Source organism: Ligilactobacillus sp., from assembly GCF_036846325.1.
In the GTDB taxonomy this organism is placed as follows: domain Bacteria; phylum Bacillota; class Bacilli; order Lactobacillales; family Lactobacillaceae; genus Ligilactobacillus.
Genome location: NZ_DAIUCE010000078.1, coordinates 1 through 8,380 on the forward strand (window position 1 = coordinate 1; position 8,380 = coordinate 8,380).

Consider the following 8,380-nt stretch of genomic DNA (forward strand, 5'->3'; position numbering starts at 1 on the left):
TTCCTCATTTTCGGTATGTTCCTTGACGGTGTTTTCCAAAACGATTCCGCAGTCGTCTTCCACATACAGGGAACGAATTATGACTGGAAATTCAGGATCGGCATATTTGACGATATTTGAAGTGACGTTGTCGATGATCCTTGAAATATAGGCATCGTGAACGTTGATTTCCGTATCCTTGAATAAGAACACCGGCTTGATCTGATACCCCTGCTGCTCCAGGTAGCCGCACATCTCAGACAACGGATCGAAGAAGATCTGCTCTAAAGTGCCGCGCTTTTCAAGTTGAACATCCTGATCGACGTTGATCAGCGAATAATTGAACAGCCTGTCAGACATGCTCTTGAGCTGCTTGGTCTTCTGGTCAATCTTTTCGAGATAGCCTTGAAACTGGGCCTCATCCCTGCATTTTCCGGAACGGAGAATTTCGGAGTACAGCATGATCGACGTCAGGGGCGTTCTGATATCATGAGACATCTCAGTGACCATCCTGGAATTTGCCTTCATGACTTCATTCTTGACTTCAAACTGCTTCTTCAGAGACTTACGCATGTCATCAAGACCCACAGCAAGTTCATAAAGCTCATCCCTGCCCCTGGTCCGAATCTCATAGTCAAGATCTCCCGCTTCCAGAATCTTGATGTCATTGCTGAGCTGACGAATATACTTCATCCGGCGCCTGATTCCGATCATGACGATACTGAAGAAGACGATGAACGTCAGGATGATTGAAAAGATTTCCGCATAATAATACAGTTCATAGGAATAAACTCCCTGAATATACACGGATGCCCTGCCATCAGCAAATTTCAGCTTATACGGCTTGGCCGACCAGTTATCCTGGTCCTCAAGGGCGGATGCACTGACGCCGCTGCAGTTATAGACAATGCGATTCTTCTTGTAAATCGCAATCAGCAGCACTCTTTTTTTCAACACCCACTTGTCAAGCTTCTTCTTGTCGGTCGACTTCAGATCATTTTTATAGACATAATTCTGGAACTGCCGTGCGTAGCGGTTCGTTTCGCGCTCCTCGTAATCAATACTGTCATAGTATTCATCAACAAGATTGCCGGTCACTCTGTCAACAACAATCAGAAAGGCAAACGAGACGACAAACGAAAGAATCAGCAGTTTAAGCAGTTCCATGTAAATCGTCGTCTTTCTGCCTCTTCTGTTCTCCAGCTGCCTTCTAATCCACTGTCGCATCTTCAAAACGATACCCCTTTCCCCAAACCGTCTTGATATATTGCGGTTTTTGAGGATCAGGCTCAATTTTTGTCCTCAGCTTTCTGATGTGAACCATTACCGTATTTCCGCAGGTATAAAAATAGGGTTCGCGCCAAACGCTTTCATAGATGTTCTGTGCTGAAAAGATCTTGCGCGGATGCTGCATCATCAGACGCAGAATCTTGTATTCCAGATCAGAAACCTCAACTTTTTCACCGTCCGCAACGATTTCGTTAAATGCAGTGTTGAGCTTGATCGAACCGATCTCGATGATTTTTTCCGTTTCGTTTTCGTTCGTGCTCTTTCCCTGATAAACCTGATAGCGCCTGAGAAGCGCCTTGACCCTTCCGAGCAGCTCGGCATATGAAAACGGCTTTGCAAGATAGTCGTCTCCGCCAACCATCAAGCCAAGCAGCTTATCTGACTCCTGCGACTTGGCAGTTAAGAAAAGCACGGGCACATTGGAAGTCTTGCGGATTTCCTCGCAGACTTTCAGCCCATTCAGTTTTGGCATCATGATATCCAGGATAACCAAATCAATTGTCTCATCTAGCATTTTCAGCCCGACAACGCCATTTTCGGCTCCGATGACTTCATACTCTTCGCTTTCAAGCAGAATTCTGACGCCTTCCCTGATATCGCTGTCATCTTCAACAATCAAAATTTTTCCTTTGTGCATTTTTCAAACCTCGTATTTTCCTTACTGTATTCTATACACCATCATTCAATCTTGCAAGTCATAACACCTTTCATTCTAACAGTCATTCCTTAACAGATTCTGAAGGCATTTCTTAATCACACTAAAAAACGAACCGTTCTCCCTCAGAACCGTTCGTTTACCTAATTATTTGATTCCCTTTTCACGCGAAGCTGTTCCAATAATGCTGAAACCAGTTACCCCCAAAGCACCAAGCGTTATGACGCTCCAGACAATCGCTTTGAAAACTGACTTGCCTCCCGATGCCAATGCAGGATTTTCTGATGACTTCAAAACTCGTTTCCTGCCTGATTCAGCTTTGCCTGCCCCGGTATGCGGCAAACTTTCGGGTTTCCCGCCCAAATTGTTCAGACAAGTATTGATTTGTTCCAATGCAACGTCAACATCCTGTTGCGATCCTTTGTTTTCAAGAACCTGCTTTCCATAGTCGATTGCATTCTGCAAGGCTTTTTTCTTTTCATCAGATGCCCTGCCGTATGCATCCCTGTTATGATATTCCTGCTGCGCATCCTTGGAAACGGCATTTTCAAGCGCAGAATACGTAACAGAACTTGAACTGTGAGAAAAAGTCTCATCTGCTGAAGCGTTAACATTTGTCATTGTGAAAAACGCCGCTAATACAGCCAGAAGAATCATCACTCTCTTAAAGCAACTAATTGACATTAACAACAATCACTATTAAATTATAATATAGTCACAGATAATTAACAATTGTCCATAAAAACAAAAAAAGCAGCTTTATTTTGAATATTTTTTTCACATTGCACAAGAAAGGATGATTTCATCTTGATAAGACCCATCAATAAGGATGTTGAAATTCTTCGCCGGAAGTCAGCAGCGGCATCAAAAAAAGACATTCAAACAGCTTATGATCTGCTTGATACGCTCAAGGCACACCAAAACTCCTGCGTCGGAATGGCCGCCAATATGATTGGCATCAACAAGCGCATCATTGCCTGTTTCTTCGGACCTTTCCCCGTTTTAATGATCAATCCCGAAATAACCAGAAAATTCGGGCCCTATACTGCTGAAGAAGGCTGCCTGAGCCTTGAAGGAAAACGCGTTGCCAAACGTTTCAATCATATTGAAGTAACGTACCTGGATGAACACTTCATCAAACAACATCAAAAACTTGACGGCTTCAATGCTCAAATCGTTCAGCATGAAATCGACCATTGCAACGGAATTCTGATTTGACCAAGTACGGCTTTAAATGAAATGCTGAACAAAAGAGGGCGCAGTCCGGCTGATTTTGTCCGGCATTCTTTCAGTTTTGAGACATGAAAACCTTATTTTTTTAAATACAGTGCTGAGAATCGCCTGCCCAGTCAGGGATACAAGGCAGGATTACGGGCAAAATGCCGGTTTTTGGGATTTACCCGTAAATGACGAGCTAGATTACAGGCAAAATCTTCCGGGTTATTTCCATCACAACATCAGACTGTCATTCATACACAAAAAAACCTGATGACTTGCAATCAATTGCAGATCATCAGGTTTTTCAATTCGCGTCACATTCTTCCAGCCTCTTCAAAGCAGCAATCAGCCGCCCAGATATGCTTTTTGAACGCTTGGATCGTCAAGCAGCTCCTTGCCCGTTCCGGTCATCTTGACCTCACCGGAAGCCAGAACATAACCACGATCGGCAATTGACAATGCCTGCTTGGCATTTTGTTCGATCAAAAGGACCGTTGTCCCCTGATCACGAATCGTTTCGATGATTTTAAAGACTTCCTGAATGTAAATCGGAGAAAGTCCCATTGACGGTTCATCCAGCAGAATCAGCTTCGGACGTGCCATTAAGGCCCTGGCCATTACGAGCATCTGCTGTTCGCCCCCGGAAAGCGTGGCAGCATCCTGCTTTTCACGTTCCTTCAAGACAGGAAAACGCTGATACATCTTTTCAAAGTCTTCCTGGATGCCGTCTCTGTCATTGCGCAGATAGGCTCCCATCAAAAGATTTTCGCGAACGGTCATTTCTTCAAACACGTGTCTTCCTTCCGGAACTTGCGAGATGCCCTTCGCCACGACTTTATCCGGCTTTAATTTCTCAAGATGGGTTCCTTCATAAACGAGTTCACCGCTCTTTGGTTTTAAAATTCCGGAAATCGTTTTGACAATCGTTGACTTGCCGGCACCGTTTGCACCAATCAAAGTCACTATTTCGCCTTTGTTGATTTGAAAGCTGACGTTTCTGACAGCTTGAATCGCTCCGTAATTTACTGACAGATTCTTAACTTCAAGCATCGGCATCAGCGTCACCTCCCAAGTAAGCTTTGATAACTTCCGGATTATCCTGAATTTCCTTCGGCGTTCCTTCTGCTAAAAGATGCCCATGATCAAGCACATAGATTCGCTCTGCGATATTCATGACAAGCGACATGTCATGTTCAATCAGCAAAACCGCGGTATGATATTCTGATTGGATCTTCTTGATCAGGCGAGTCAAATCCGCCGTTTCTTCCGGATTCATCCCGGCAGCAGGTTCATCCAGAAAGATGACTTTCGGACGCGTTGCAAGCGCCCGGACGATTTCAACCCTGCGCTGGGCACCATAAGGCAGATTACCGGCCCGATGCTCGGCTGCAGAGGCAAGACCGAAATCTGTCAGCAGCTTCATTGCTTCTTCCTTCATTTCAGCTTCTGTTTTATAATAGCCCGGCAAACGGAGAACGGACGAAACAAAACCTTCCTTGTAATGATTCGTCAAAGCCGTCAACACGTTTTCCAAAACCGTCATGTCGGAAAACAGCCGGATGTTCTGGAACGTTCTGGAAATCCCCATCTGAGCCACGGCATAAGCCTTCTTGCCGGTAATTTTTTCTCCGGCAAGATAAACGTCTCCTTCAGTCGGCGTATTCACACCCGTCAGCATGTTGAAAAGTGTCGTCTTGCCGGCACCGTTCGGCCCGATCAGAGCAACCAATTCGTCAACTCCGACATGAAGACTGACGTTGTCAACAGCTGTCAGGCCGCCGAATTTCTGCGTAAGTTCCCTTGCTTCCAAAATAGGTGTCGTCATGCCTTCGCCTCCCCTTTGTCAGCTTTTTCATGATTGAAGATTCTGGCAAACGATAATTCGTTCGTTCCCATCAGTCCGCTTGGCTTGAAGACCATCATCAAAATCAGGACAACGGCGTAAATCACCATGCGCAATACGCCGAAGCTTTGCAAAACGGTGTCCAGAATACCCAAAACGACTGCGGCAACAAACGTCCCTGTCATGCTTCCCATTCCGCCTAAGACAACGATGATCAGAATCGAAACGGACTGCATGATTCCGTAATTGGAAGGAGCAATCGTCTGAATGTAGCTGGCACTGAGCGATCCGGCAATTGCAGCCGTAACCGCCCCCAGGACAAAGGCAGCCAGTTTCCAGCGAGTCGTGTTGATTCCCATTGCTTCTGCAGCGATTTCGTTGTCACGAACGGACATGACCGCACGGCCGCCACGACTGTGAATGAAGTTCACCGTTACGATTGTCGTCAGGCACGTCAGCACGTAAACCAGCGGCCATGTCGTATACTGAGGAATGTTGAACAAACCGGCAGGCCCGTTCGTGATCTTCATGTTATTTAAAACGATTCTCACGATTTCAGCCGCACCCATCGTTGCAATCGCAAGGTAGTCCCCGCTGAGCCGGAAACAGGGAATTCCGACGATAATCGCAACAACGGCCGCAATCGCCATTCCGACGAGAACCGAAACAATCCAGCCGCCGAAACTGTCAAATCCTCCAAGCGTCATGATTCCTGTTGCATATGCACCGATTGCCATGAATCCTGCATGTCCGAGCGAAAACTGCCCTGAAAAACCGATGACAAGATTCAAGCCGACGGCCAGAATGATGTTGATTCCAATCGTCACGAGCATGTTTTCAGTAAAGGAATCGATTACTCCGACCGCAACCAGAACATTGATTAAAACAAAGCCGACTACCATGAGCAAAAGCCAGCTGAGATTTGATTTCAAATTTGCCTTCACGATAATCACCTACACTTTCTCAATTGTTCTCTTGCCGAACAGGCCTGACGGCAAAACAAGCAAAATGATGATCAAGACTGCATATACGGCCGCATCCTTATATGCAGAAAGACCGATGCTCTGAAACATCGTTTCCAGGAAGCCAATGACGATGCCGCCGATTGCAGCGCCGGGAATCGAGCCGATGCCGCCCAGAACGGCTGCAACGAAGGCTTTGATGCCGGGAGTAAGTCCCATCATCGGATCAATCGAATTATAGTACATTCCGATTAAAACGCCGGCGGCACCCGCAAGCGCTGAACCAATCGCAAACGTGAATGCAATTGTTCCGCTGACATTGATTCCCATCAAAGCCGCCGCATCAGGGTCAACTGCCATGGCTCTCATGGCACGCCCCATCTTGGTCTTCTGCACGATCACCTGAAGCAGAATCAGCAGAATAATCGTTGTGATGAAAATCAGAAGCTGAACGTTTGAAACCTGAACCGGTCCCAAATCATACGAGACGCGCTTGATTACCTGCGGAAAGTTTCTCGTGTTCGCAGTGAAAAGATAAGTCATCCCGTTTTCAAGGAAGTACGAAACGCCGATTGCGGTGATCAGCATCGTAATCCGCGGAGAATTCAGCAATGGCTTGTATGCAATGATTTCAACCAGAACACCGGCCAGTGCGCAAAAGACCATCGATGAGATGAGTGCGCCAAAGAACCCGAAGTGCAGGCACTTAATCGTATAATATCCGAAAAACGCCCCCAGCATGTATACGTCACCGTGAGCAAAATTCAACAGCTTGATAATCCCGTAAACCATCGTATAACCCAAAGCCAGCAGGGCATAAATGCTTCCGAGAGAAAGGCCGTTGATCAGCTGTTGCAAAAATGTCGACATCAGCTATTCCTCCCTAATTTCTGAATTATTGACAAAAGGCCGCAAGAAATTCACCTGCGGCCCTGCGTCTTCTACTTGACTACATAACCCTTGACTGATTTGCCGTTTTCCAACTTGACGATTGTGATCGACTTTTGAGGATTGTGCTTAGCATCCATTGTTGTGTTGCCCGTAACGCCCTTGAAGTTCTTGAGCTTTGCAAGACCTTCCTGGATCTTGACGGAATCAGCCGATTTTTCAGTTTCGATGGCTTTCTTGACCATGTAAACCGAATCATATGCCAAAGCGGCAAACGTCGGTGCATCTTCACCGAACTTTGCCTTGTACGCCTTGTTGAACTTGGAAACAAGCGGATTCGTTGCGGCTGAAAGAGACGTGAACGGTGTCGTGTAGTAAATGTCTGATGAATTTGCATTTCCGGCAATCTTGATCATCTTGTCGTCGGACATGCCGTCAGCACCCAGAATCGGCTGCTTGATGCCGGCTTCGCGGGCCTGCTTGATGATCGTGCCGCATTCCGTGTAGTATGCAGGAATGTAGAGTGCATCAAAATTCTTGCTCTTGATGGATGTCAGAATCGAATTGAAGTCCTTGTCGCCTGCCTGGAAGTACTGCGTAGCGACAACCTGACCCTTGAACGCCTTCTTGAAGGCCTTCGTGATGCCCGTGCCGTAATCGCTGGAATTGTCGGCCAGAATTGCCACTTTCTTTGCCTTCAGCGTATCGTAGGCAAACTTGGCAGCAGTAATTCCCTGATAGTCATCCTTGAAGCAGGCACGGAAGACGTAAGGCTGAACCTTGCCTTTCTTGTCAAGCGTAAAGTCCGGTGCCGTCGCAGATGCCGAAAGGAACGGCACGCTTGCCTTGTTTGCCGTTGGAATCGTCGCCGTGCCGGCATTTGTCGTTGCCGGTCCGATCAATGCGACGGCCTTGTCCTGAGACGTCAGCTGAGCTGCAACGGAGGCACTGGTTGAAGTCGAACTCTTGTTGTCGCGATAAATCGCCTTGATTTTCTTCTTCTTGCCATTGACGTTGACGCCGCCCTTGGCATTGATTTCCTGAACGGCCAGTTCAATCCCGTTCTTTTCCTGCTGGCCGTAGCCTGCCGCAGCACCGGAAAGTTCCATGTTTACGCCGATCTTGACCGTATCGCCTGCCTGATTTCCCTTGGAAGCAGCCGATTTGGCCGTACATCCTGCCATAAATGCGGAACACATCATTGCTGCAGCCGCAAAGCCTGCCATTTTCTTCATTTTCATAAAACATCCCAATCCCTTCGTTTGATGATTCTGATATTGATTCTCGCCGATTAAGAAAAAAATTAAGCCTTCATCCTGAATGGATGAAGGCTTTTTAATTCCGGGAGCCCTCATCCAACTATACTCAAACAAGGACTCAACAACATAAAAACTTCAATTCTTACATTCCTGAATCCTTGATAATAATTAGACGGGCAAATAGCGAAGCGTATCGAAACGACTTATGTTTTCCATTCATGTCACAATTCATTTCAATCACTCCTCTGCACTTTATTCCCTCTGTCGGTTTGATTAATGCTATTAT

The 8,380-nt window shown here is 46.5% G+C and carries 9 protein-coding genes; 1 reads left to right on the top strand and 8 read right to left on the bottom strand.

Features of this window, described 5'->3' with window-relative positions; all coding sequences use genetic code 11:
* The 3 genes from V7Z60_RS07540 to V7Z60_RS07550 all read right to left on the bottom strand — a co-directional run.
* On the bottom strand, positions 1-1,206 hold a 1,206-nt coding region (locus tag V7Z60_RS07540; protein WP_334117230.1), incomplete at its 3' end, for a HAMP domain-containing sensor histidine kinase.
* Positions 1,190-1,906 carry a response regulator transcription factor gene (locus V7Z60_RS07545; protein ID WP_334117224.1) on the bottom strand — a complete coding sequence of 239 codons (717 nt, stop codon included), beginning with the start codon at positions 1,904-1,906 and terminating at the stop codon, positions 1,190-1,192. The genes V7Z60_RS07545 and V7Z60_RS07540, both read right to left, overlap by 17 nt.
* A gap of 165 nt (positions 1,907-2,071) precedes the next feature.
* The gene (locus tag V7Z60_RS07550; protein WP_334117225.1) at positions 2,072-2,545 is read right to left on the bottom strand and encodes an FIVAR domain-containing protein; all 474 of its coding nucleotides are present in this window, start codon (positions 2,543-2,545) and stop codon (positions 2,072-2,074) included.
* A gap of 186 nt (positions 2,546-2,731) precedes the next feature.
* Here V7Z60_RS07550 and V7Z60_RS07555 point away from each other — a divergent pair, with 186 nt between their 5' ends.
* Entirely contained in the window at positions 2,732-3,142 is a 411-nt protein-coding gene (locus tag V7Z60_RS07555) for a peptide deformylase (protein ID WP_334117226.1), read from the top strand.
* A 345-nt stretch (positions 3,143-3,487) separates the two neighbouring features.
* Here the strand turns inward: V7Z60_RS07555 and V7Z60_RS07560 are convergent, their stop codons facing one another.
* From V7Z60_RS07560 to V7Z60_RS07580, 5 genes are all read right to left on the bottom strand, one after another.
* Positions 3,488-4,192 carry an ABC transporter ATP-binding protein gene (locus V7Z60_RS07560; protein ID WP_334117231.1) on the bottom strand — a complete coding sequence of 235 codons (705 nt, stop codon included), beginning with the start codon at positions 4,190-4,192 and terminating at the stop codon, positions 3,488-3,490.
* Positions 4,185-4,967 carry an ABC transporter ATP-binding protein gene (locus V7Z60_RS07565; RefSeq protein WP_334117227.1) on the bottom strand — a complete coding sequence of 261 codons (783 nt, stop codon included), beginning with the start codon at positions 4,965-4,967 and terminating at the stop codon, positions 4,185-4,187. The genes V7Z60_RS07560 and V7Z60_RS07565 overlap by 8 nt, the downstream gene beginning before the upstream one ends.
* Positions 4,964-5,929 (bottom strand): branched-chain amino acid ABC transporter permease, encoded by a 966-nt coding sequence (locus tag V7Z60_RS07570; protein ID WP_334117228.1) that lies wholly within the window; start codon positions 5,927-5,929, stop codon positions 4,964-4,966. Before V7Z60_RS07570 ends, V7Z60_RS07565 begins: the two co-directional genes overlap by 4 nt.
* 9 nt (positions 5,930-5,938) lie before the next feature.
* Positions 5,939-6,817, bottom strand: a complete 879-nt coding sequence (locus V7Z60_RS07575) for a branched-chain amino acid ABC transporter permease (protein ID WP_014074069.1) — start codon at positions 6,815-6,817, stop codon at positions 5,939-5,941.
* Positions 6,818-6,888: 71 nt separating this feature from the next.
* The gene (locus tag V7Z60_RS07580) at positions 6,889-8,076 is read right to left on the bottom strand and encodes an ABC transporter substrate-binding protein (RefSeq protein WP_334117229.1); all 1,188 of its coding nucleotides are present in this window, start codon (positions 8,074-8,076) and stop codon (positions 6,889-6,891) included.
* Positions 8,077-8,380: the final 304 nt, after the last annotated feature.